At 72.5% G+C, this 23,345-nt stretch carries 21 protein-coding genes; 7 read left to right on the forward strand and 14 right to left on the reverse strand.

All coding sequences use genetic code 11. From position 1 onward, the window contains the following. The first annotated feature begins 23 nt into the window (after positions 1-23). Positions 24-2,201, forward strand: coding sequence for an MMPL family transporter (locus tag L2C96_RS26425; RefSeq protein WP_237338174.1), 2,178 nt, complete (start codon positions 24-26; stop codon positions 2,199-2,201). Here the strand turns inward: L2C96_RS26425 and L2C96_RS26430 are convergent. The 4 genes from L2C96_RS26430 to hisD are packed head-to-tail and all read right to left on the reverse strand — an operon-like array spanning position 2,198 to position 5,368. Then, on the reverse strand, positions 2,198-2,356 hold the full coding sequence (locus L2C96_RS26430) for a CG2302 family histidine operon protein (RefSeq protein WP_017984024.1): 159 nt from the start codon (positions 2,354-2,356) through the stop codon (positions 2,198-2,200). The genes L2C96_RS26425 and L2C96_RS26430 overlap by 4 nt on opposite strands. Beyond that, entirely contained in the window at positions 2,353-2,952 is a 600-nt protein-coding gene (gene hisB / locus L2C96_RS26435) for an imidazoleglycerol-phosphate dehydratase HisB (RefSeq protein WP_017984025.1), read from the reverse strand. Before hisB ends, L2C96_RS26430 begins: the two co-directional genes overlap by 4 nt. Further along, a complete protein-coding gene (locus L2C96_RS26440; protein WP_237338175.1) occupies positions 2,949-4,046 on the reverse strand; it encodes a histidinol-phosphate transaminase in 1,098 nt (365 codons plus the stop codon). Before L2C96_RS26440 ends, hisB begins: the two co-directional genes overlap by 4 nt. Further along, complete coding sequence (hisD, locus tag L2C96_RS26445) at positions 4,043-5,368, reverse strand: histidinol dehydrogenase (RefSeq protein ID WP_237338176.1); 1,326 nt, start codon at positions 5,366-5,368, stop codon at positions 4,043-4,045. Before hisD ends, L2C96_RS26440 begins: the two co-directional genes overlap by 4 nt. Positions 5,369-5,417: 49 nt before the next feature. On the opposite strand from hisD, the gene L2C96_RS26450 reads away from it, so the two are divergent. Then, complete coding sequence (locus tag L2C96_RS26450) at positions 5,418-6,212, forward strand: carbon-nitrogen hydrolase family protein (RefSeq protein ID WP_027934814.1); 795 nt, start codon at positions 5,418-5,420, stop codon at positions 6,210-6,212. A gap of 32 nt (positions 6,213-6,244) precedes the next feature. Here the strand turns inward: L2C96_RS26450 and L2C96_RS26455 are convergent, their stop codons facing one another. After that, positions 6,245-6,880 (reverse strand): LuxR C-terminal-related transcriptional regulator, encoded by a 636-nt coding sequence (locus L2C96_RS26455; protein ID WP_020421839.1) that lies wholly within the window; start codon positions 6,878-6,880, stop codon positions 6,245-6,247. Positions 6,881-6,964: 84 nt separating this feature from the next. On the opposite strand from L2C96_RS26455, the gene L2C96_RS26460 reads away from it, so the two are divergent. After that, complete coding sequence (locus tag L2C96_RS26460) at positions 6,965-8,035, forward strand: type VII secretion protein EccE (RefSeq protein WP_237338177.1); 1,071 nt, start codon at positions 6,965-6,967, stop codon at positions 8,033-8,035. Position 8,036: 1 nt separating this feature from the next. Here the strand turns inward: L2C96_RS26460 and L2C96_RS26465 are convergent, their stop codons facing one another. Beyond that, positions 8,037-9,077 carry an ROK family transcriptional regulator gene (locus L2C96_RS26465; protein ID WP_237338178.1) on the reverse strand — a complete coding sequence of 347 codons (1,041 nt, stop codon included), beginning with the start codon at positions 9,075-9,077 and terminating at the stop codon, positions 8,037-8,039. 93 nt (positions 9,078-9,170) lie between these two features. Here L2C96_RS26465 and L2C96_RS26470 point away from each other — a divergent pair, with 93 nt between their 5' ends. After that, complete coding sequence (locus tag L2C96_RS26470) at positions 9,171-10,247, forward strand: dihydrofolate reductase family protein (RefSeq protein WP_237338179.1); 1,077 nt, start codon at positions 9,171-9,173, stop codon at positions 10,245-10,247. Here the strand turns inward: L2C96_RS26470 and L2C96_RS26475 are convergent. From L2C96_RS26475 to nadA, 5 genes are read right to left on the reverse strand one after another with little or no spacing between them, the layout of a single operon-like run. After that, positions 10,244-11,716 carry a hypothetical protein gene (locus L2C96_RS26475; RefSeq protein ID WP_237338180.1) on the reverse strand — a complete coding sequence of 491 codons (1,473 nt, stop codon included), beginning with the start codon at positions 11,714-11,716 and terminating at the stop codon, positions 10,244-10,246. The two genes, L2C96_RS26470 and L2C96_RS26475, sit on opposite strands and share 4 nt — an antisense overlap. 54 nt (positions 11,717-11,770) lie before the next feature. Further along, complete coding sequence (locus L2C96_RS26480; protein ID WP_237338181.1) at positions 11,771-13,051, reverse strand: sensor histidine kinase; 1,281 nt, start codon at positions 13,049-13,051, stop codon at positions 11,771-11,773. A gap of 60 nt (positions 13,052-13,111) precedes the next feature. Beyond that, positions 13,112-13,960 (reverse strand): carboxylating nicotinate-nucleotide diphosphorylase, encoded by an 849-nt coding sequence (gene nadC, locus L2C96_RS26485; RefSeq protein ID WP_237338182.1) that lies wholly within the window; start codon positions 13,958-13,960, stop codon positions 13,112-13,114. Continuing rightward, positions 13,957-15,603 carry an L-aspartate oxidase gene (locus L2C96_RS26490; protein WP_237338183.1) on the reverse strand — a complete coding sequence of 549 codons (1,647 nt, stop codon included), beginning with the start codon at positions 15,601-15,603 and terminating at the stop codon, positions 13,957-13,959. The genes nadC and L2C96_RS26490 overlap by 4 nt, the downstream gene beginning before the upstream one ends. Next, positions 15,600-16,607 carry a quinolinate synthase NadA gene (nadA, locus tag L2C96_RS26495; protein ID WP_027936432.1) on the reverse strand — a complete coding sequence of 336 codons (1,008 nt, stop codon included), beginning with the start codon at positions 16,605-16,607 and terminating at the stop codon, positions 15,600-15,602. Before nadA ends, L2C96_RS26490 begins: the two co-directional genes overlap by 4 nt. 110 nt (positions 16,608-16,717) lie before the next feature. On the opposite strand from nadA, the gene L2C96_RS26500 reads away from it, so the two are divergent. From L2C96_RS26500 to L2C96_RS26510, 3 genes are all read left to right on the forward strand, one after another. Then, a complete protein-coding gene (locus L2C96_RS26500; protein ID WP_027934805.1) occupies positions 16,718-17,356 on the forward strand; it encodes an NUDIX hydrolase in 639 nt (212 codons plus the stop codon). A 33-nt stretch (positions 17,357-17,389) separates the two neighbouring features. Continuing rightward, complete coding sequence (locus L2C96_RS26505) at positions 17,390-18,103, forward strand: LON peptidase substrate-binding domain-containing protein (protein WP_237338184.1); 714 nt, start codon at positions 17,390-17,392, stop codon at positions 18,101-18,103. A gap of 246 nt (positions 18,104-18,349) precedes the next feature. Then, complete coding sequence (locus tag L2C96_RS26510) at positions 18,350-18,610, forward strand: WhiB family transcriptional regulator (RefSeq protein WP_017984038.1); 261 nt, start codon at positions 18,350-18,352, stop codon at positions 18,608-18,610. 316 nt (positions 18,611-18,926) lie between these two features. Here L2C96_RS26510 and L2C96_RS26515 read toward each other — a convergent pair whose 3' ends face one another. The 3 genes from L2C96_RS26515 to L2C96_RS26525 form a co-directional block, all read right to left on the reverse strand. Continuing rightward, complete coding sequence (locus L2C96_RS26515) at positions 18,927-19,523, reverse strand: DUF2567 domain-containing protein (RefSeq protein ID WP_020421849.1); 597 nt, start codon at positions 19,521-19,523, stop codon at positions 18,927-18,929. Positions 19,524-19,644: 121 nt separating this feature from the next. Continuing rightward, a complete protein-coding gene (gene bioD, locus L2C96_RS26520) occupies positions 19,645-20,379 on the reverse strand; it encodes a dethiobiotin synthase (protein ID WP_237338185.1) in 735 nt (244 codons plus the stop codon). 38 nt (positions 20,380-20,417) lie between these two features. Then, the gene (locus tag L2C96_RS26525; RefSeq protein WP_237338186.1) at positions 20,418-22,730 is read right to left on the reverse strand and encodes a SulP family inorganic anion transporter; all 2,313 of its coding nucleotides are present in this window, start codon (positions 22,728-22,730) and stop codon (positions 20,418-20,420) included. Positions 22,731-23,345: the final 615 nt, after the last annotated feature.

The raw sequence follows: 23,345 nt of genomic DNA on the forward strand, positions 1-23,345 counted from the left end.
TCGACTGAATTGGAGCCGAGTACGTGGCCACCCTGCTCTACCGCCTAGCCCGGTTTTCGTTCCGCCGGCGCTGGCTCGTCGCGAGCGTCTGGACGGCGGTTCTGCTCGTCTTGGGCGGCGGCGCGCTGACGCTGTCCGGCCAGATGTCGAACTCGGTGACCATCCCGGGCACCGAGGCGCAGCAGGCCATCGACCACCTCAAGGACAAGTTCCCACAGGCAGCGGCAGGCAACGCGACCGCGCGCGTGGCGATCGAGGCGCCGGACGGACAGGCGCTCACCGACCCGGCCGCCCGCGCGACCGTCGAGGAGATGGTCGGCAAGATCAAGACCGCGCCCGGTGTCGCGATGGTCGCCGACCCGTACCAGGCCAAGACGATCTCCGCGGACGGCCGCATCGCCATGGCCCAGGTGAGCTACAAGGCCCCGGCCCCCGAGGTGACCGACAGTGACCGCGAAGCGCTCAAGTCAACCGCCGACGCGGCGAAGAGCGCCGGTTTCACCGTCGAATTCGGCGGTGACGCGATCCAGGGCGTGCCCGCCACGGAGGCCACCGAGGGCATCGGCGTGATCGTCGCGGCCATCGTCCTGGCGATCACCTTCGGCTCGATCGTCGCCGCCGGGCTGCCCCTGCTGACCGCCCTCATCGGCGTCGGTGTCGGCATGGCCGGCGTGATGACCGTGTCCGGGTTCGTCGACCTGAACTCCAACACCCCGATCCTCGCGCTGATGCTCGGCCTCGCCGTCGGCATCGACTACGCGTTGTTCATCGTCTCCCGCTACCGGCACGAGCTGGCCGAGGGGCACGATCCGGAACTGGCCGCCGGGCGCGCGGTCGGCACCGCGGGTTCCGCCGTGGTGTTCGCCGGCCTGACGGTGATCATCGCCCTGGTCGGGCTCACCGTCGTGGGCATCCCGATCCTCGGCCAGATGGGCGTCGCGGCCGCCGGGACCGTCGCCGTCGCGGTCCTCATCGCCCTGTCGCTGCTGCCCGCGCTGCTCGGCTTCGCCGGCCGCAAGGTCGTCGGCAAACACGCCCGTCCGAAGCAGAACGGCAAGCCCGCGATGGGCGAGCGCTGGGCCCGGTACGTCGGACGGCACCGCGTCCCGGTGCTGGTGACCGCGGTGGTCGGCCTGCTCGTCGTCGCGATCCCGGCGCTGAGCATGCAGCTCGGCCTGCCCACCGACGCCACCGCCGCGCCCGAGTCGACCCAGCGCAAGGCCTACGACCTGATCAGCAAGGGCTTCGGCGAGGGCACCAACGGCCCGCTGATCGTCGTCATCGACTCCGCCGACGCGCCCGACCCGCGCCTGGCCGCCACCGAGGCCACCGACTCGATCTCGCGCCTGCCGGACGTCGCCGCGGTGACGCAGGCGCAGTTCAACGCCGAGGGTGACACCGCGCTGGTCACCGTGATCCCGAAGAGCGGCCCGAGCAGCGAGGCGACCGAGCAGCTCGTCGGGAGCATCCGCGACCAGTCCGACCGCCTGTCCGGGGCCACCGGCGCGAAGCTGTCGGTGACCGGTCAGACGGCGCTGCAGATCGACGTGTCGGAGAAGCTGGCCGGCGCGATGCTGCCCTACCTCGGCCTCATCGTCGGGCTCGCGTTCCTGCTGCTGATGCTGGTGTTCCGGTCGATCATCGTGCCGCTGAAGGCGACGCTGGGCTTCCTCGGCTCGGTCGTGGCGACCTTCGGCGCGGTGGTCGCGGTGTTCCAGTGGGGCTGGCTCACCGACCTGCTCGGCGTCGACTCGACCGGCCCGATCATGAGCATGCTGCCGATCCTGCTGATCGGCGTGCTGTTCGGCCTCGCGATGGACTACCAGGTGTTCCTGGTGACCCGGATGCGCGAGGACTACGTGCACGGCGCGGACGCCCGCGACGCCGTGGTGAGCGGGTTCAAGCACGGCGCCCGGGTCGTGGTCGCGGCCGCGCTGATCATGATCAGCGTGTTCGCCGGGTTCATCGCGGCCGAGCTGTCGCTGATCCAGTCGATCGGGTTCGCGCTGGCGTTCGGCGTCCTGGTGGACGCGTTCGTGGTGCGCATGACGATCGTGCCCGCGGTGATGTCGCTGCTCGGCAAGCACGCGTGGTGGCTGCCGAAGTGGCTGCACCGCGCGCTGCCGAACGTCGACGTGGAGGGCGAGAGCCTCGCCAAGCACCTCGACGAGCGCCGTGAACTGGAAGGCGCGCGGAGCTAGGAAACCAGCCAGGCGATCGCGCCGCCGACGGCCAAGAGTGCCGCGACCAGCAACAGCATCGCGAGCACCTTGGCCGTCTTCCACGTGCTGTACACGCCGCCGACCAGGAAGCCGCCGAGCGCCAGCAGCAGCACGGCGACCAGTTCCTTGCTCACAGGACACCCTTCGTCGACGGGATGCCGCCGGCGCGCGGGTCCGGCTCGGTGGCCGCCCGCAGCGCACGCGCGACGGCCTTGTACTGGGCCTCGGCGATGTGGTGCGGGTCGCGGCCGTGGATGACGCGGACGTGCAGCGCGATCTGCGCGTGGAACGACAGCGAGTCGAACACGTGCCTGGTCAGCACGAACGGGTAGTTGCCGCCGATGGTGAACGTGTTGAACTGCTCCGGCTCGCCGACGTGCACGCAGTACGGGCGGCCGGACACGTCGATCGCGGCGTGCGCGAGCGTCTCGTCCATCGGGATCCACGCGTCGCCGAAGCGGCGGATGCCCGACTTGTCGCCCAGCGCCTGGCGGATCGCCTGGCCCAGCACGATCGCGGTGTCCTCGACCGTGTGGTGCGCGTCGATCTCGATGTCGCCGGTCGCGTCGACCTTCAGGTCGAGCGAGCCGTGCACGCCGAACGAGTTGAGCATGTGGTCGTAGAACGGGACCCCGGTGGACACCTCCACCTGCCCGGTGCCGTCCAGGTCGACCACCACCGTGATCGAGGACTCCTTCGTGGTCCGGGAAACCTTGCCGACGCGGCTCACCGCGGGACCTCCTTGCTCGCCGCCAGGAAGGCGTCGTTCTCCTCCGGGGTGCCGACGGTCACCCGCAGGTGACCCTCGATGCCGACGTCACGGATCAGCACCCCGTTGTCCACGTAGGCCTGCCAGCTCGCCCGCGCGTCGGCGAAGCGGCCGAACAGGATGAAGTTGGCGTCGCTGGGCACCGGCGTGAAGCCGAGGCCCAGCAGACCCTCGACGACACGCTCGCGCTCGGCGGCGAGCTTGGCGACCGAGGCCAGCGTCTCGTCCGCGTGCCGCAGCGCCGCCCGCGCGGCCGCCTGCGTCAGCACCGACAGGTGGTAGGGCAGGCGCACCAGCTGCAGCGCGTCGATCACCGCCGGGGCGGCCGCGAGGTAGCCGAGCCGCCCGCCGGCGAAGGCGAACGCCTTGCTCATCGTGCGCGACACGATCAGCTGCGCCGGGTAGGCCTCGATCAGCTCGACCGCGCTGCGCTGCGACGAGAACTCCGCGTAGGCCTCGTCCACCACGACGATGCCCGGGGCGGCGCGCAACACCAGCTCCAGTTCGTCGAACGGGATCGAGCCGCCGGTCGGGTTGTTCGGGCTGGTCACGAACACGACGTCGGGCTTGCGCTCGGCGACGATCCGCGCGGCGGCCTCGGTGTCGAGCGTGAAGTCGTCCCGCCGGGGCGTCGCGACCCAGTCGGTGCGGGTGCCCGCCGCGATGATCGGGTGCATCGAGTACGACGGCTCGAAGCCGAGCGCGCTGCGGCCGGGACCCCCGAAGGCCTGCAGGATCTGCTGCAGCACCTCGTTGGACCCGTTGGCGGCCCACAGGTTCCGCTCGGTCAGCGGCACGCCCGTCGCGCCGGACAGGTACGCCGCGAGGTCCTGGCGCAGGGCGATCGCGTCGCGGTCCGGGTAGCGGTGCAGGCCGGCGGCGGCCTCGCGGACGGCCTCGGTGACGTCGTCGACCAGGGCCTGCGGCGGCGGGTACGGGTTCTCGTTCGTGTTGAGCCGGATCGGGACGTCCAGCTGCGGGGCGCCGTAGGGGCTGCGGCCCCGCAGGTCCTCGCGCAGCGGCAGGTCCTCGAGACGGACGTCGTCGGAACTCACTCGGCTCCTCCCGGGAAGCGGGCGGTGACCGCTTCCCCGTGTGCGGGCAGGTCTTCGGCGTTGGCGAGCGCGACGACCTTGCCGGCCACCTCGCGCAGCGCCTCCTCGCTGTAGTCGATGACGTGGATGCCGCGCAGGAAGCTCTGCACGGACAGCCCCGACGAATGGCGCGCGTAACCGCCGGTGGGCAGCACGTGGTTCGACCCCGCGCAGTAGTCGCCGAGCGAGACCGGCGCGTACGGGCCGACGAACACCGCGCCGGCGTTGCGCACGCGGGCGGCGACGGCCCGCGCGTCGGCCGTCTGGATCTCCAGGTGCTCGGCCGCGTAGGCGTCCACCACCCGCAGACCCTCGTCCACAGTGGACACCAGCACGGTGCCGGACTGCTTGCCGTGCAACGCCTCGCCGATGCGCTCGGTGTGCTTGGTGGCGGCGACGCGGCCGGCCAGCTCCCGGTCCACGGCGTCGGCCAGCTCCTCCGACGTGGTGACCAGCACGCTCGCGGCGAGCGGGTCGTGCTCGGCTTGGCTCACCAGGTCGGCCGCCACGTGCACCGGGTTGGCCGTCTCGTCGGCCAGGATCGCGATCTCCGTCGGCCCCGCCTCGGAGTCGATGCCGATCAGGCCGCGCAGCAGGCGCTTGGCGGCGGTCAGGTAGATGTTGCCGGGGCCGGTCACCAGGTCGACCGGGACCAGCTCGGCGCCGTCGGTGTCGGTGCCGCCGTGGGCCATCAGCGCCACGGCCTGCGCGCCGCCGACCGCCCACACCTCGTCCACGCCCAGCAGCGCGGCGGCGGCCAGGATCGTCGGGTGCGGCCTGCCGCCGAACTCGGCCTGCGGCGGCGAGCACAGCACCAGCGAGCCGACGCCCGCGACCTGTGCCGGGACGACGTTCATCACCACGCTCGACGGGTAGACCGCGAGCCCGCCGGGGGCGTAGAGGCCGACGCGCTCGACCGGCACCCAGCGCTCGGTGACCGTGCCACCGTCGGCGACCGTCGTGGTCACGTCGGCCCGCCGCTGGTCGGCGTGCACCTTGCGGGCGCGCTCGATGGCCTCCTCCAGCGCGGCGCGCACCGCCGGGTCCAGCGTGGTCAGCGCGGCCTCGATCTCCGCGCGCGGCACGCGGACGCTCGCCGGGCGCACGCGGTCGAACCGCTCGGTGTACTCCAGGACCGCCTCGACCCCGCGCTCGCGGACCGCCTCGACCACCGGGCGGACCTGATGCAGCGCCGCGTCCACGTCGATCTCGGCACGCGGGAGCGTGGCTCGGAGTTCGGTGGCGGACAGCACGCGTCCACGCAGGTCGATGCGGTTCAACATGGGTCTAGGGTACGAGTTGGAACGTTGACGACGACCAGGGAGGTAGCCCGTGCTCCGGATCGGCTTGTGCCAGCTCACATCGAGTGCCGAGCCCGCGGAGAACCTCGCCCCGATCCGCGAGGGCGTGGCGCGCGCGGCAGGTGAGGGAGCGCGGGTCGTGGTGTTCCCGGAGGCGGCGATGGCGCGGTTCGGGGTGCCGCTCGGGCCGGTCGCCGAGCCGCTCGACGGGCCGTGGGCCAAGTCGGTCGCCGCGATCGCCGACGAGCACGGCGTGCTGGTGGTGGCCGGGATGTTCACGCCGCACGAGGACGGCCGGGTGCGCAACACCCTGCTCATCACCGGGCTCGGGCACCACACCGGCTACGACAAGATCCACCTCTACGACGCGTTCGGCTTCCGCGAGTCCGACACGGTCGCGCCGGGCGCCTCACCGGTGACCGTCGAGGTCGACGGCGTGACGCTGGGCTTCGCGACCTGCTACGACGTGCGGTTCCCGGAGCTGTTCCGGGCGCTGGCCGACCGGGGCGCGTCCGCGGTCGTGCTGCCCACGTCCTGGGGCGCCGGCGAGGGCAAGCGGGACCAGTGGGAGGTGCTGGTGCGGGCGCGGGCGCTCGACTCCGGCTGCTGGGTGCTGGGCTGCGGCCAGGCCGACCCGGCGGCGTCCGGCGTCGAGGTGAACCCGAAGGCGCCGACCGGCATCGGGTACTCGACGGTGGCGGACGGGTTCGGGCGCGTGCACGCCCAGCTGGGCGCGGGGCCGGAGTCGGTCGTCGTGGACATCGACCCGGAGGTCGCGGAGAAGGCCCGCAACGCGACGGGGGCGCTCGCCAACCGGCGGCTCTGACGATCTCGTGGTGAGCCGGGCGGCGCGCCTGGCTAGGCCATGCCCTCTTCGATGGCCAGCCGGGTCAGTTCCGGGCGCCGGCGGCGGCCCGTCTTGTCGCGGATCCGGTCCAGGTACGAGCGGACGGTGCGGACGCTGATCGACATCGCCTCGGCGATGTCGGCGTCCCGCTCCCCCGCGGCGACCAGCGACAGCACCTGCCGCTCGCGGTCGGACAGCACGCTGCCCACCCCGGCCCGCGGGCGCGTCGAGTCGAGCAGGAACGACGCCAGCGTCGGCGACACGTAGGAGTTGCCCGCGGCGATCTCGCGGATCGCGTGCAGGATGTCGTCGCCGTCGGCGTCCTTCGACAGGTACCCCCGCGCGCCTGCCGAGATCGCGCCCAGCACCTCGTCCTGGCCGGCGTGCGCGGACACCACCAGCACCTTGTGCCCCATCCGCACGACCTCCTGCACGGCCTGCGAGTCGGTCACGCCACGCAGCTTGAGGTCCAGCACGACGACGCACCCGGCCGGTTCGTGGCTGCTCGCGAACGCGGCGACGGACTCCGCGACCGGTCCCAGCTCGATGTCCCGCGCCTCGGAGAGCACGTTCGCCACCGCGTAGCGGTACAGCGGGTGGTCCTCGATCACGCCGACCCGGATGGGCCCGCCCTCGCTCGCGGCCATGGGACCTCACTCCCTGTGGGCATTTTTCCCGGCAGCGAATACCGGTTCCCCGTTTATTCTGTACCAGGATCAAGGAGAAGCGAGTTGACCGCTGCCGACGCGGGGGTCTCCGCCGGTGGCGGGACCGCACCCGAAGCACCCCGGCCCCGCCGGTTCACCGTGGCGCCGTTCGTGCTGCCCATCGGGTTCGCCCAGATCGCGGTCTGGGAGTCCGCGCTGGTCGCGACGCTGCTGGCGGTGCACGACGTGCTGCCGGCGAAGCTCGTCGTGACCGTGCTGGCGCTGCTGGTGATCGCCTCGACGTCCGTCCGGTTCGCGGGACGGCACCTGGCGGGCTGGGCGCTCACCTGGGTGTCCTACCGGCTGCTGCAGCACGACGAACGCCGCCAGGCCGCCGACCCGCTGCGCGTGCTCGCCCACGACTTCCGGCTGCGGCAGCACGTCGACCGCGCCGGGAACCGGTTCGGGGTCGCCGGGGTCGGCGACGGCTGGACCACGGTGATCCGGTTGCGCGAGGGCGTGGAGCCGGACGTGGCGAAGGTGCTGGACCTGCTGCGCGCCGCGTGCGACAACCCGGAGATCCCGCTGGCCGGCGCCCAGCTGCTGGTGCGGACGAGCTTCGGCGAGCGGACGTACCTGGTCGCGGTGCGGTACCGGGCGAGCGAGGCGCCGCTGGCGGCGCTGGCCCGCGGCGGCGGTGAGGCGGGCGAGCTGCGGGCGACGACCCGCGCGGCGCTGGCGTTGATGGGCGCGCTCGCGAAGGCCGGGTATGGCAGCACGCTGCTGGAAGCCGGCGAGCTGGCGACGGAGCTGCGCGCCACCCTCGGCGCCGACGCCCCGGCGCCGGTGACGGACGGCTGGCGGTCGTGGTCGGCGGGCGGGACCGCGCAGGCCGGGTTCGTCCCGCTGACGCGTGAGGACGTGCCCGTGCTGCTGACGTCGACGGCTCGCGGCGCGGCGCTGACGGTCGCTTCGTTCACGTTGCGCCGCAACCGCTTCGGGCGGCTCGTGGAGGAGGTCACGCTGCGGCTGGCGCGCTACGCCGGGACGCGGCGCCCGCCCCGGACCCGCGACCTGGACGTGCCGGTCGTGCCGCTGTACGGCAGGCACGCCGCCGCGGTGCGGCGCACGCTGCCGCTCGCGTTGCCGGGTTGAGTCACGCCATCAGCGGCGTCGGGTCGGCGAAGATGTCCGCCAGGACGCCGGTGCACGCCGCGACGGCCTGGACGTCCGGGCCGAACCGCGTCACGGTCACCAGGTCGGTGCCGGGCAGCGCGGTCGTCGCCGCGAAGGCGTGCAGCAGGGTCGCCAGGTGCTCCGGCGCGTCGGTGATGTTCTGGCCGCCGAGGACGACCTGGTCCGGGTTGACGACGTCGCGCAGGATGGCGACCGCCCGGCCCATCGTCGCGGCGCGTTCGGCCAGCGCGCCCCGGTCGGTCTGGTCGTTGACGGTTGCTTCGAGGCAGCCGGTCCGGCCGCACGCGCAGCGCACATCGCCGCCGACCGGCAGGTGCGCGACCGACCCGGCCTGGCCCGGGCCGCGGTGCAGCACGCCGTTGACGACGAGCGCCGCGCCGACGACCTGGCGGGCGTAGAAGTAGAGCAGGCTCGGGTACTGCTTGCCCTCGCCGAACAGCAGCTCGGCGTGCGCCATCGCGGGCACGTGGCCGTCGACGTGCACCGGCAGGCCCGTCCCGCGCGCCAGCACCGCCTGCGCGGGGGCGCGGTGCCAGCCGAGCCGGTCGTGCGTGATCAGGCCGCGGGCGATGTCGACCTGGCCGCCGGTGGCGAGCCCGAGCCCGACGACCCGCCGCTCCCGCCAGCGCCGCAGGAACGCGCGGACCTTCGCGGCGAGGAACGCCAGCCCGTCCTCGGCGCTGCCCCGCGGCGTCGGGATCTTCTCGCTGCCCACGAGCCGCCCGCGCAGGTCGACGATGCCGAACGTGGTGGTGCGGACGCCGATGTGCACCCCGCACGCGGCGAGCACGCTGTCGTCGATGTCGACCGGCACCCTGGGCCGTCCGACGGCGCCGGCGCGGGCCAGGTCCGGCGCGTCCCGCACCAGCCGGGCCTCGGCGAGCGCGGTGACCTGCCGGCTGACCGTCGGCATGCTCAGCGACGTGAGCTCGGCGATCGCGGCCCGCGACAGCGGGCCTTCCCGCCTGATCGCGCCGAGCACCGCGGCGGCGTTCGACACTGCGCACCCCCCAGGACTTCGTTCCACCGTGCACGAAAGTAGCCGACCACGTCAAAACCGCCCGGCATGCGGGACGGTGGCAGACTCCGGGGGGTGAGCACGCGCCCGTACGTCCTCGCCTCGGCGGCGGTTTCCCTGGACGGCTACCTCGACGACACCAGCGACCGGCGGCTCCTGCTGTCCAACGAGGAGGACTTCGCGCGGGTCGACGACGTGCGTGCCGGGGTGGACGCGATCCTGGTCGGGGCGGGCACGATCCGCACCGACAACCCGCGGCTGCTGGTGCGCTCCGGGCGCGGCAACCCGGCGAAGGTCACGATCACCGGGAGCGGCGACCTCGACCCGTCGGCGAACTTCTTCACCACCGGTGACGTCGAGAAGCTGGTGTACGCCCCGGCCGCGGCGGTTCCGAAGGTGCGGGAGCGGCTGGGCGCGGTGGCGACCGTGGCGGACGGCGGGGACCCGCTCGACCTGCGGCACGTGCTGGCGGACCTGGCCGGCCGCGGGATCGAGCGGCTGATGGTCGAGGGCGGCGGCGCGGTCCACACGATGTTCCTCACCGCGGGCGTGGTGGACGAACTGCAGCTGGCGATCGCGCCGGTGTTCGTGGGCGAGGCGGAGGCGCCGCGGTTCGTCGGGCCCGGCCGGTTCCCGCCGGGACGGCTGCAGCTGACCGAGACGCGCCGCATCGGGGACGTCGTGTTCATGCGGTACCACCTGGGGCAGGCGGCGCGGGACCACCGCAGGCTGCGGGAGGCGATCGAGCTGGCGGAGAAGTGCCCGCCGTCGACGACGTTCCGGGTCGGCGCGATCGTGGTGGACGCCGCCGACGAGGTGCTGGCCACCGGGTACTCGGGCGAGACCGACCCGCACGACCACGCGGAAGAGGTGGCGATCGCCAAACTGGGCGACGCGGACGTCACGGGCGCGACCATCTACTCGTCGCTGGAGCCGTGCAGCTCGCGGGCGTCGCGGGCGGTGTCGTGCACGCGGCACATCCTGGACGCCGGAATCCCGCGGGTGGTGTTCGCCTGGCGCGAGCCGAACCTGTTCGTGGACTGCGTGGGAGCGGAAACCCTGCGCGCGGCGGGCCGCGAGGTGCGCGAACTGCCCGACCTGGCACCCCTCGTCAAGGCGACGAACGCGCACCTGCCCCTCGGGAACGGCTAGTCCGCGCCCGGCAGTGTGAACAAGAGCCGATCGAGCTGCGGCACCGACTGCCGGAGGCGGTCCTTCCAGTGGCGGTGGCGCTGTCGGAGAACCTGCACATCGGCCGCTTTCGGCAACGGCAGCAGTCGCTCAGTCTCCGGCAGCAGGGCCTCCAGCTTGACAATCCGCTCGCGCACGAGAGCACGGGCGGCCTCACGGCCGGACGGGGTGAGACCGGCGAGCTCCTCGTGACTCCAACCGGTCGGCACGATAGTCGCGTACGCGGCCCAGCCCTCCTCGCCCAGTGGATCAGCGGCGAAGGCATCGACGATGCGCCAGGCAAGAGTGATGTCCGGTTCGAGCGCCTGCGCGCGGGCGGACGCGGTTGCGGCCAGCAGCCTCTGGAAGGCCGCCTGTTGCCACTGTTCGACCCGGTCGCGCCCGCGATCGTTCCAGACATCCGCGGCAGCGACGAAGCCCGCCAACGGAACGAGGTCACGAACTGCGGGTCCGCCGCAGCGGCCGCACACACGTTCGGGAATCTCCAGCGCCCTTTGCCACCATGGGATGGAATCCGCCTCCAGGACCGGGCGGGATCGCACCGACGAGCAACCGGGCGAATGCAACAACCGGCCATTTGTGTCGCCCACTGCCAGGCGAAGCCAACCGAATGTGCCCAGAAAGGCGCGTTCAGGTTCGTCGAGCCAACTCGGCAGAGCCGGCACCGGGGGCAGCAACAGCGCACCACCGGCGGCCACGATGTGCACACGCACCGCTTCGGCGAACTTCAGGTCGACTTCATTCAAGACTCGTTCGGGCTGCGGAGGCTCACCCAGCACACGCCCGTCGTGGGTTTCCCGGAGGGCGACGCGGGCGATATCGAGGATCCACGCCGCACGTGCGAAGGTGGCTGCTACCGAGCCGGGTTCAACCGGCTCCCGGTACTTATTCGCGGCGAGGATATCCCGAAGCACCATGACCGGGAGATCGGAAAGGAGGGGCGCGATGCTCTCCGGAGTGGCGTACGGGCCGAGGTTGCGGGCAGTGATGTACGCACTCGTAAGCTCCGAGCGTTCCTCGAGGTCAATGCTCCTGAAGTGGACCTCCTCGTCGTATTCCTTGGGTAGAGCACGGCCCGGATCGATGGCCAGTCGATCCGCACGTTCGCGGTCCCATTCGTCGTGCCGAGCGCGCTGCTCGGCAATCCGAGCCTTCTTCTCCGCCCCTATGGATGCAGCTCGCTCCGCCCACTCCGACCAGGGACAGGCGATGTCCCTGGTCTTGATCTGGCGCTGTTCGCTCTTTTTGACATGAACGGCTCGCCAACCGCGTGCCGGAGGCCTCGGCCCTGGGTCGACCACTTGCACGGTCACTTTCCCACCGCCGTCGATCGACACCACGGAAACACGCGCTGCCAGCGGCGCGTCATCGTAGGGTGAGTACGTCGGAAAGGCGTATTCGTGTCCGATGCGAAGGTCAGCCTGCTTCACGAAAGTGAGCATCGCACGAACGAATCGGATCTGTCGGCCCTTTTCCCAAAACCGCTAACGCGGCACCCACAACGTCACCCGCGTGCCGTGGCCTGGTTTGGAGTCGATTCGGCACCAGCCGCCGGCCTCGGTGAGGCGCGCTTTCATCGACGAGCTCACCCCGAAGCCCGCCGGGCGTGCGTCCTCGTCGTAGCCGACTCCGTGGTCCCGGATCACCACCGCGATTCCGCCCTCGTGCTCGGCGAGGCGCATCACGACCTCCCGGGTGCCCGCGTGCTTCAGCGTGTTCCGCAACGCCTCGCGCGCCGCGTCGCGGACCGCTGCTCGGCGGGCCTCCGTCAGGGTGTCGTCGGCCAGGTCGGACAGCGCCAGCTGCGCCCGCAACCCCTCCCGCGCCATCTCCGTCGCCAGCCCGGTCAGCTCCCCCGCGAGCCCCTGGCCGCCACCGCCCGGCGTGCCCAGCCCCCGCCGCAGCTCGGCCGCCTGCGCCCGCGCCTGCGCACGCACCCGGTCCAGCTCGGCGGCCGGATCCCCGCCCCGGTGCATCGCCATCGCTTCGAGCGCCTGCAGCACCGTGTCGTGCAGCGCCCGCTCCGTGCGTGCCCGCTCCCCGGCGACCCCGAGCCGCATCCCGATCGCCAGCGCCAAGCGCGTCGCCACCCCGAGCAGCACCAGCGTCCCGGCCGCCGTCACCACCGCGACCAGCATCGTCCCGGTCCCGCTGACCAGCGGTGGCACCCACATCGACAGCTGCCCGCCGAGCGCGAGCGCCCCCACCTGGAACGGCACCCCGAGCACCACCAGCGCGAGCCCGGCCGGCACGCCCCGGCACATCGTCCACAACCCGACCGTCCCGGTCAGGTTCAGGAACGGCACCCACGCCGCGGCCCAGTACAGCTCCGCCGGGGCCGTCGCGCTGACCGCCACGCCCGCCGCGACCGCGAACACCAGATCGGCCGCCAGCAGCAACCCCGTGGTGCGGCCGCTGCGGTCCGGCACGCGCAGCACCCACACCAGCGCGGTCAGGTTCGCCAGCACACCCACCCAGGCGACCACCGTCGCCGAGAGCACGAAACCGTGCGCGGCCACCAGCCACACCCAAGCGATCGGCAGCACCCCGATCCGGTAGACCAGCGGCAGCAGCACCGCGTACCGGGTCGCGCGCACCATCAGCGAGGAGCGCGGCCCGTCGGTGCTGCTCGCCGCGACGGCGCCCATCCGCTTGAGCGCGGACACCGGCTCCGGATCGTCGATCTCCGCCGGCAACTCGCCCGGCGTGGACGCCAGCACCCCCGCCCCCTTGCGCAGCAAGGTGAGCAGGAAGTTGCCAGCCATGCCCGTTCCTTCCTCCCCCGGACCCCAGTCATAGCAAGCCGGGGGAGGCCGGAACAAGGTTCAGCGGAGATCCATGCCGAGGTCGAGCGCGGGCGAGGAGTGGGTCAGCGCGCCGACCGCCAGGTAGTCCACGCCGGTCTCGGCGTAGGCCCGCGCGTTCGCCAGCTTCAGCCCGCCGGAGGCCTCCAGCCGCGTCTTCGGCGACACCTCGTCCTTGCGGCGCACGGCTTCCGCGCACTGCCCTGGCGTGAAGTTGTCCAGCAGGACCTCGTCGGCGCCCGCGGCCAGCGCCTCGTCGAGCTGGTCGAGCGTGTCGACCTCGACCTCGCACGGCAGCGCCGGCGCGTGCTCCCTGGCCGCCGCCAGCGCGGCGGTGACCGAACCGGCGGCCACCACGTGGTTGTCCTTGATCAGCACCGCGTCGCCGAGGCCCATCCGGTGGTTGACGCCGCCACCGCAGCGCACCGCGTACTTCTCCAGCAGCCGCAGGCTGGGCAGCGTCTTCCGGGAGTCCCGGATCGCGCAGCCGGTGCCGTCCACAGCGGACACCCACGCGGCCGTCGCGGTCGCCACGCCGGAGAGGTGGCACAGCAGGTTCAGCGCCGTCCGCTCCGCGGTGAGCAGCCCGCGCACCGGTCCCCGCACGACGAGCGCGGGCTTGCCCGCCACGAGCCGGGTGCCGTCCTCGGCGCGGTCGAGCACCTCGTACCCGTCGCCGAGCACCGCGTCGAACACCAGCAGCGCCACCGGCACACCGGCGAGCGTCCCGTCCACGCGCGGGGTGATCTCCGCGACCGCGGTCGCCGACTCGGGCACCGTGGCGGCGGTGGTCGCGTCCGGTCCGTACCGCAAGTCCTCCGCCAGCGCGATCTCCACGACGCGGCGGGCGTCCTCCAGGTCCAGGTTCATGCCACTTCCTCCGTGCACACGGGGTCGGCCAGCACCGGCTGCCCCGACGGGTTGAGCCGGATCAGCTGACTGCGCTGCCACGTCACGTCGTCCCGGCCGGGGTGGTCGGCGCGGACGTGGCAGCCGCGCGATTCGGTGCGGCGCGCGGCCGCGGCCAGCAACGCCTGCGCCACCAAGGTGAGCGACGCGTTCTCGACGTCCGCGTGGGTCCGCAGTGGACCGTCCGAAGTCGACAGATCGAGGACCGCGCCGGCCACCGCCAGCCCCTCGGCGTCCCGCCCGATGGCCGCGTAACGGCTCATCGCGCGCTGCAGCGCGTCCCGCTCAGCCATCCGCACCCGCCCCCACGCGGGTGCCGATGCCTGCTTCGGGTCGGCCAGCAGGCCGGCGGCGAGGTCGGCGGCCACCGCCTCGGCGGCGGCGCGTCCGGTGACCAGGCCTTCCAGCAGGCTGTTGGACGCCAGCCGGTTCGCGCCGTGCAACCCGGTCCGCGCCACCTCGCCGGCCGCGTAGAGGCCGGCGACACCGGTGCGGCCGTCGGTGCCCGCGACGATCCCGCCGCACGCGAAGTGCGCCGCCGGGGTCACCGGGATCGGATCACGCGCCGGGTCGACGCCGATCGCCCGGCAGGCCGCGAAAACCGTCGGGAACCGCTTGGCGAACCCGGGCACGCCGGTCGCGTCGAGGAACACGTGGTCGTCGATCCCGCCGGGTGCCGAGGCGAGCCGCCGCGTGATCGCGCCGGAGACGACGTCGCGCGGCGCCAGGTCGCCAAGCGGGTGCACGCCCTGCATGACGGACGCCCCCGCGCCGTCGACGAGCACCGCGCCCTCGCCGCGCACGGCCTCGGTGACCAGCGGGCACCGGCCGCGGGCGCCCGGCGTGTACAGCACGGTCGGGTGGAACTGCACGAATTCCAGGTCCGCGGCCACCGCACCGGCCCGCAACCCGAGCGCGACGCCGTCACCGGTGGCGATCTCCGGGTTCGACGTGGCCTGGTAGAGCTGCCCCATGCCGCCGGTGGCGAGCAGCACCGCGGGCGCGCGCAGCACCCCCGGCCGCCCCTCCGGGTCGAGCACCGTCACCCCGGCCACGTCGCCCCGCGGCGTGCGCAGCGCATCGACCGCGATGTGCCGCTCCAGCACGGGCAGCCTGCGGCCGGTCGCCTCGGCGACGAGCGTCCGCTCGACCTCGGCCCCGGTCGCGTCACCACCGGCGTGGATCACGCGGAACGCGCTGTGCCCGCCCTCACGGGTGCGGGCGAGCAGCCCGGAGGCGCCCGGGTCGAACCGCGCGCCCACCGACCGCAGCCACGACACGGCACGCGGGCCGTCGGCGAGGATCGCCGCGACCGCATCGGCATCGCACAGCCCGGCACCCGCGATCAACGTGTCGTCGACGTGTCGCGCGACGGAGTCGCCCTCGTCGTGCTGGTCCTCCATGACCACGGCGACGCCGCCCTGCGCCCAGCGGGTGTTGCCGTCCTCGACCGCCGCCTTCGTCACGACCAGCACCCGCAGGCCGAGCTCCTGCGCGCGGATCGCCGCGGTCAGCCCGGCGACGCCGGTGCCGAGCACCACCAGATCCGCGCGAGCCTCCCAGCAGGCGGTTTTCGTCTGTTCGTCGATAACCGGGCCGGTCATTCGCCGCCGCCGGGCTGCCCGATCTCGATCATCCGCTGCACCGAGGCGCGGGCCCTGGCAGCGATCTCCGGGTCGACGTGCACCTCGTCGGCGCCCTCGCGCAGCGCGCGCAGCAGGGCGGCCGGGGTGATCATCTTCATGTAGGCGCACGACGCCCGGTCGTTCACCGCGCGGAAGTCGATGCCCGGCGCGGCCTTGCGCAGCTGGTGCAGCATGCCCACCTCGGTGGCCACCAGCACCGACTTCGCCTTCGTCGCGCGGGCCTCGTGCACCATGTCCCCAGTGGACAGGATCTTCACCTTGTCCGCGGGCACCGCGCCCTCGCCGGCCAGGTAGAGCGCCGAGGTGGCGCAACCGCACTCGGGGTGGATGAACAGGTCCGCGTCCGGGTGGTCGGCCGCGCGCTGCGCCAGCTCGGGACCGTTGATCCCGGCGTGCACGTGGCACTCGCCTGCCCAGATGTGCATGTTCTCGCGCCCGGTCTTGCGCTTGACGTGCGCGCCGAGGAACTGGTCCGGACCGAACAGGACCTCGCGATCGGCCGGGATCGAGGCCACCACGTCGACCGCGTTGGACGACGTGCAACAGATGTCCGTCTCCGCCTTGACCTCCGCGGTGGTGTTCACATAGGACACCACGACCGCGCCGGGGTGCTGCGCCTTCCACTCGCGCAGCTGAGCGCCGGTGATGGAGTCGGCGAGCGAGCAGCCGGCGCGGGCGTCGGGGATCAGCACCGTCTTGTCCGGCGACAGGATCTTCGCGGTCTCGGCCATGAAGTGCACGCCGCAGAACACGATGGTCGACGCGTCGCTGGCGGCGGCGATCCGCGACAGCGCGAGGGAGTCCCCCGTGTGGTCGGCGATGTCCTGGATCGCCGGAGCCTGGTAGTTGTGCGCCAGCAGCACGGCATCCCGCTCGCGCGCCAGCTTGCGCACCTCTTCCGCCCACGCCTCGTCCGGCTCCACGCCGCCGTACGGGGTCAGGTCCACAGTCGCTGCAGTCATCGGCCCTCCTGGACCAGTCGCTGGTTTTCGTCTTACAATCGAAAACCGTGCGAAGTCATATTAACAGCAGCGCCCCCCTGGCACACGAGGTTTTGGCGGCGGTATTGCAGGTGCGTTGCGCCACACTGCAGGTCCTGCTGTGGCGCCGGGCGCTGGATCCGCACGTCGGGCGCTGGTCGCTGCCCGGCGGGCGGCTGCGGCCGGACGAGGACGTGGAGACCTCGATCCGCCGCCAGCTCGCGGAGAAGGTCGACGTCCGGCAGCTGAGTCACGTCGAGCAGCTTGCGGTGTTCAGCGCGCCGGACCGCGTGCCGGGGCCACGCGTGGTCGCCACGGCGTTCCTCGGGCTGGTCCCCTCGGACGTCGACCCCGAGGTCCCCGAGGACACGCGCTGGCACCCGGTGGACGACCTGCCGCGCACCGCGTTCGACCACCGCGACATCGTGCTGCGCGCCCGCGACCGCCTGCGCTCCAAACTGTCCTACACCAACGTCGGCTTCGCGCTCGCGCCACGCGAGTTCACCATCTCGGCGCTGCGCGAGCTGTACTCGGCCGCGCTGGGTTACAAGGTCGACGCGACGAACCTGCAGCGCGTGCTGGCCCGGCGCGGCCTGCTCTCGCCCACCGGGCACACGGCCGCGCCGGGCCGCAGCGGGGGACGGCCGGCCGCGTTGTTCTCCTTCACCGGGAAGGGCATCCAGGTCACCGACCCGTTCGCGGTGTTCCGCCCACCGCCCAAACGACGTTGAGCGAGAACCACCGGATCGACGTACCGTGTAGCCGTGGATGCGGAGCGGCAGGAAAGAACGACAGAGACCATCCCCCTGTTCCCTCTGCAGACCGTCCTGCTGCCCGGCGCGACGCTGCCGCTGCACCTGTTCGAGCCGCGCTACCGGCAGCTCGCGGTCGACCTGCTGACCGGCACGGTGCCGGACCGCCGGTTCGGGATCGTCGCGATCCGGAACTCCGCGGTGCGTGAGGTCGAGCACCTCGACCACGTCCACGGCATCGGCTGCACCGCGCTGCTCGGCGAGAGCGAGCGGCTGCCCGACGGCCGGTTCGACATCATCACCCGCGGCGAGCGCCGCTTCCGCGTACTGGACATCGACAACAGCCGGGCGCCCTACCTGGTCGGCACCGTCGAATGGGTCGACGACGCCCCGCTGCCGCCTGCCGCCGGACGGGCGGTCGCCGGGCTGCGCGACGCGGCCCTGTCCGCGCACGCGGCGTACTGCGAGGCCGCCTGGCACCGCGACTCGTGGGCGGCGCCGGAATCGGAGACCGGGCCGGGCGCGCTGTCGTACCTGCTCGCCGCCGACTGCCTGCTGCCGCTGGCCGACCGGCAGCAGCTGCTCGAAGAGACCCAGCCGCTGCGCCGGCTGCGGATGGTCAGCCGGATGCTGCGGCGCGAGGCCGGCTTCCTGTCGAAGCTGCGCGCGGTGCCCGCTCCCCCACCCGAGCTGATCCAGCTCGGCCTGCCCGCCAGCCTGAACTGAGACGCTGGCCACAACGTTTCCGCAGGTGAGCGGGAACAACGATCTTCCTGGTACCGTTGGACCTTCGGCGCTGGCAACAGCCCCTGCCACCAGCCCGCCGGATCAAGGTGATTGATCCGAGCCCGGCGTGGCAACCCAGATACCGCAGCAAGAAAAACCAGATGGGCCCTTACGCGTGCCTGTCACCGTTGCTGGTGCCTGGAGCGCCAGCTGAGAAACGAAACGCATGGAAGGAGGCGGCACGCCATGAGCCGCGACGTGATCGACTGGCGTACTCGTGCCGCCTGCCGGGACGAGGACCCTGAGCTGTTCTTCCCCGTGTCCGAAATGGGCCCGGGCGCCCGGCAGGTCGCACGGGCCAAGGCGGTGTGCGCAAGCTGTCCGGTGCGCGCCGAATGCTTGGCCTACGCACTGGACTCCGGTCTCGACAACGGCATCTTCGGCGGCACCACCGAGCAGGAGCGGCGCAGCCTGATCCGCTCCCGCCGGCGCGCCGAGGCGGCCTGAGACAAGCCGAACGGCCGGGACCCCGAGCACGGGGTTCCGGCCGTTTCGCGTTTCCAGGAAGTGTCCGGTAAGTCATCGGAGCCAGAGGATGATGGCGGCCAGCCAAGTCGCGGAACTGTTTGAGCCGCTTGAAACAGCGTTCGACCACGTTGCGCCGCTTGCAGGCCTCAGAGTCGAAGGCGGGAGCGGCAGCAGTTGCGGATCGCCACCGGCCTGGCCTCCAGTGAGCAGCACCGCAGCGGCAGCCCCGTCGACCGCGAGCCCCTCGATCCGCGCCCACGCCCGAACCGCAGCTAGATCAACTACAGGACAGGACCTAGCCCAGCCTGCGGCCGAGGTCGTCGCGGCCGTTCCAGCCGGCGAGCAGGCCGTAGGCCAGCGCGGTGCCCAGCGGCTGGGCCACCAGGACCCACAACGACTCGATGCGCGGCGCCCGTTCGATCACGTCGCCGACCGCCGGCGTGGTCGTGACCGCGTAGGCGCTGTTGGCGAAGGCCACACCCATCTGGACGCCGAGCCAGGCGGCGAGCAGGCCGCCGAGCACCGCGGCGATCAGCACCACGGGCCCGCGCCGCTCGCGCAGCATCCACACCGCGGCCCCGGTGACGACACCCAGGCCGAGGCCCAGCAACGCGTAGATCGCGAGGTCGTCGAAGCGGTGCCAGCTCTCCAGCTGCAGCGGGATCAACTGGCCGCCGTCGAACACGCGCACCCGTTCGGGCGGGGCGAGCAGCGACCAGAGCCAGCCGAGCGGGATGCCGAGCACGCCGATCAGCGACAGCAGGCTGACCGCGGGCAGCAGGTCGGCCTTCACGACCACCCGCGGCTGGGGTGGCCGCCGGTGGAACAGCACAGCGGACAGCTCCGGACCGGGTGCTCCCGGCCTGGCCTGCACCGGCGACGAGTCGGCCACCGCACCTCTTTCCGTTGCCGCTTGATCCGCCGCACCGAGATTAGCCGGTCACCCCACCCGTGTACGCACCGTGTCGGCCGCGTCGCCGATCCAGCCGCCGGGTGCACCCGGAGAACGCGGGTCAGGACTGGGCGTTCAAGCCTTTTTCGAACCGTTCGGCGTCGAAGTCGCCGCCGAACCACGGCGACAGCCCGGCGCGCGCGGCCTCCAGGAAGGCGTCGCGGTCCAGCCCGCCCGCACCCTCGGCGAGGGCGCCGAGCAGGGGCGATCCGGCGGCCACCGGCAGGTCGGACACGTTGCACAGGGCGGCCAGGTCCGGTTGCGCGGGCCAGGACCCGATGACGACACCGAGCACGTTGAGACCACGCGCGGTCGCGACCTCGGCTGTGAGGGCCGTCGCGTTGAGGGTGCCGAGCCCGGCCTCGGCGACCACCAGCAGCGGCGCGGACAGCGACCACGCGACGTCGGCGAGGGTGCCGCCGTCGGCGTCGAAGCGCACCAGCAGTCCTCCGGCGCCCTCGACCAGCACGAGGTCGTGCGTCTCGGCCAGCTCGCTCGCCGCCCCCGCGGCCTCGGCAGGCCCGACCGGCGCGATGCCGCTGCGCCGCGCCGCGACCTCCGGGGCGAGCGGGTCGGGGTAACGGCGCAGCTCGCGGGCGGTGACCTCCCCGGCCAGGCGGGTCACCTCGTCGATGTCGCCGGGCTCGCCGGGGGCGACCCCGGTCTGCGCGGGTTTCAGCACGGCCACCCGGCGGCCCTCGGCGCGCGCGAGCGCGGCGAGGGCCGCGGTCACCGCGGTCTTGCCGACGCCGGTTCCGGTCCCTGTCACCACCAGCACGCTCACGGGATCCGACATTAATACCGGCGCCGGCCGGCCGGCTTTCCGGTGTGTGGCTACCCGGTGACCATCGGGTTGCTCTCCTCGGTCCCGTTCACGACGCCGTCGACGCTGTCGGCCGAGACGAAGGCGTTCGCCTTCGGGTCGTACAGGTGCACCCGGGCGGCGCCGACCTCGAAGTACATCCCCACCAGGTCGACCTCGCCGCGGGCCTCGGCGGCCGCGACCGTCGGATACTCCCGCAGCCGGTCCAGCTGCTGCAGGATGTTGTGCAGCGCCAGCTGGTCGGCCTCGGACGCGGGCAGCGAGTCGCCGATCCGGATCGGCGCGTGCGTCTTCGCCCGCTCCACGCTCGGCTCGGCGTGCCGGAGCCAGGACTCCAGCGCGGGCGCGCCCGCCGGCACGCCACCGAGCAGCGCCTTCATCGCGCCGCACGACGAGTGCCCGCACACCACGATCTCGCGCACCTTGAGCACCCCGACCGCGAACTCGACCGCGGCGCCGATGGACGCGTCCGAACCCGCCGCGCACGTCGCGTGGTCGGGCACCAGGTTGCCGATGTTGCGCACGGTGAACAGGTCGCCCGGGCCGCTGCTGGTGATCAGGTTCGGCACGATCCGCGCGTCGCCGCAGGTGATGAACAGCGTCTCCGGGTTCTGCGTGTCGGCCAGCTTGCCCAGGATCGGGCGGACCAGCTCCGAGGTGCGCCGCTCGAACTCGACCATGCCGCGCCGCATCGAACTCTCCCGCGGCTGCCGCTGCTCCGGGACCTCGACCGGCTCCTCCTGCTGGGCCTGCTGCCAGTCGGACCAGGGGGCGAACCAGCGCGGCGCGATCCGCTGGGCCTTGGCCTTGTGCACGGTCGGCTCGCCTGCTTTGCCCCGCTCGAACCAGGGGTGCCCGATCTCGTCCACGATCACCTGGCCGCCGGCCTCCTCGTGGGAGTGCTGCCAGGCCGAAAGCGTGTCGAACGCTGCGTGGTCGAGGTAGTCCACGACGAGTTCGAGGGTCACCGTCGCGCCGCGCGGGATGGTGCCCAGTACCGAGGTCAGGCGCGGGATCGAGAGCGCGGACAACGCCCCCTCGACGACGACGCGCCACTTGTCGCCGTCGCGTTCGGCGTGGATGCCGGACCACAGCAGGCGGCGGAGCATGATCAGCGCGGCCGCGGCGACGCCGATCAGCACACCGGTGAGCAGGTCGATGGCCACGACGCCGAGCAGCGTGATCAGGTAGACCGGCAGGTCACCGTGCCGCAGCACCTGCTTGATGTGGTTGAGGTTGACCAGCTTCGCGCCGACGTGCACCAGCAGGCCGGCGAGCGCGGCCAGCGGGATGTTGCGCAACAGCCCGGCCAGCACGGCGACGAACAGCAGCACCCAGACGCCGTGCAGGACGGCGGAAACGCGGGTGCGGGCGCCGGTCTGCACGTTGGTCGAGCTCCGCACGATCACGCCGGTGACCGGCAGGCCGCCGAGCGCGCCCGAGGTCATGTTGGCCGCGCCCTGGCCGAGCAGCTCGCGGTTGAGGTTCGCGCGCGGGCCGGTGTGCATCTTGTCGACAGCCACGGCGGAGAGCAGGCTCTCGACGCTCGCGACCAGCGCGATGGTGACGACCGCGACGCCGAAGTCGAACCAGCCGGTGTCCGGGAAGTCCGGCGCGAAGCTGATGTCGAGCACGTTCGCCGGGATGTCGACGCGCGGCACCTCCAGGCCGGCGACCAGCGAGAACACGGTGACCGCGACGATCGCGGCGAGCGGACCGGGCACCTTCCGCACCGCGGCGGGGAGCTTGCCCCACACGAGCAGGATGCCGATGGTGATCAGGCCGATCAGGGTGGCGGGCCCGTGCGGGTCGAGGATCTGCGCCGGCAGCTGGAGCAGGTTGTCGATCGGCGAGCTCTGCGCGCTTCCGCCCAGCACGATGTGCAGCTGGGCCAGCACGATCGTGACCCCGATGCCGGCCAGCATGCCGTGCACGATGGCCGGGGACAGGGCCAGCGCGGCGCGCGCGATCCGGCTCAGGCCGAGCAGGATCTGCAGCGCGCCCGCCAGGACGGTGATGGCGCAGGTGGCGGCCCAGCCGAACTCGTTGATGGTCTCCGCCATGATCACCGTCAGGCCCGCGGCGGGGCCGCTGACCTGCAGCGGCGCGCCGCCGAGCGCGCCGGCCACGATGCCGCCGACGATCGCGGCGATCAGCCCGGCGACGATCGGCGCCCCGGAGGCCAGCGCGATGCCCAGCGACAGCGGGATCGCGACGAGGAAGACGACCAGCGAGGCCGGCACGTCGTGGCGGAGGTTGTCCAGCGCGGACCGCCACGAGCGGGGCGGAGCGTGCTCACGCTCCTGGGCAGAGTTGTCAATCATTCACGCCTCCGGTGCGGAAGTGCCCGAACATGGGGATGAACCGAGGAAGACCGGCCCCAGTGACGGCCTGTAGCACCAGAGATACCGAAAAACGCCCGGGATGTCCGGTATGCAAAGAAATTCTCACGTTTTGTTCACAAAGTGTCATGACTGATGAGTAACGGCGTATTGGCGTCAGGCCATCAGTGTGCGTGACACAGGACACCGAGCAGCTTGATGATCGACACGAAACGTGACTGAGGGTGCACGACGGCGGGCTGAGTGTCCCCGGTCACACTGGATTGGGTGAATTATTCACGGCGGCAGGTATTAGCGCTTCAGACCACCCTCGCGACTGGTCCCCAGCCGCGCTCGTGGGCGTGCGCGGCTGGGACCGGACCAGGGTGCGGCGGACGCGGGATGACCGCGGGTGAGCGCACGGCTCGGTGCGGCACGTCCGGGGTCCCCCGTCCCCGTGAGCCGGCCCTACCCGGAGACTGCCGCCGCGAGACCGACCACGGCCCCCTCGACGACCGCCTCTGTGGCGCCCCACCCGGTGCGGCACATCCCGGGATCCCCGTCCCCGCGAGCCGGCCCCACCCGGACAACTGCCGCCGCGAGACCGACCACCCCCCT

This window comes from Amycolatopsis tucumanensis (assembly GCF_021654135.1).
In the GTDB taxonomy this organism is placed as follows: Bacteria; Actinomycetota; Actinomycetes; order Mycobacteriales; family Pseudonocardiaceae; genus Amycolatopsis_E; species Amycolatopsis_E tucumanensis.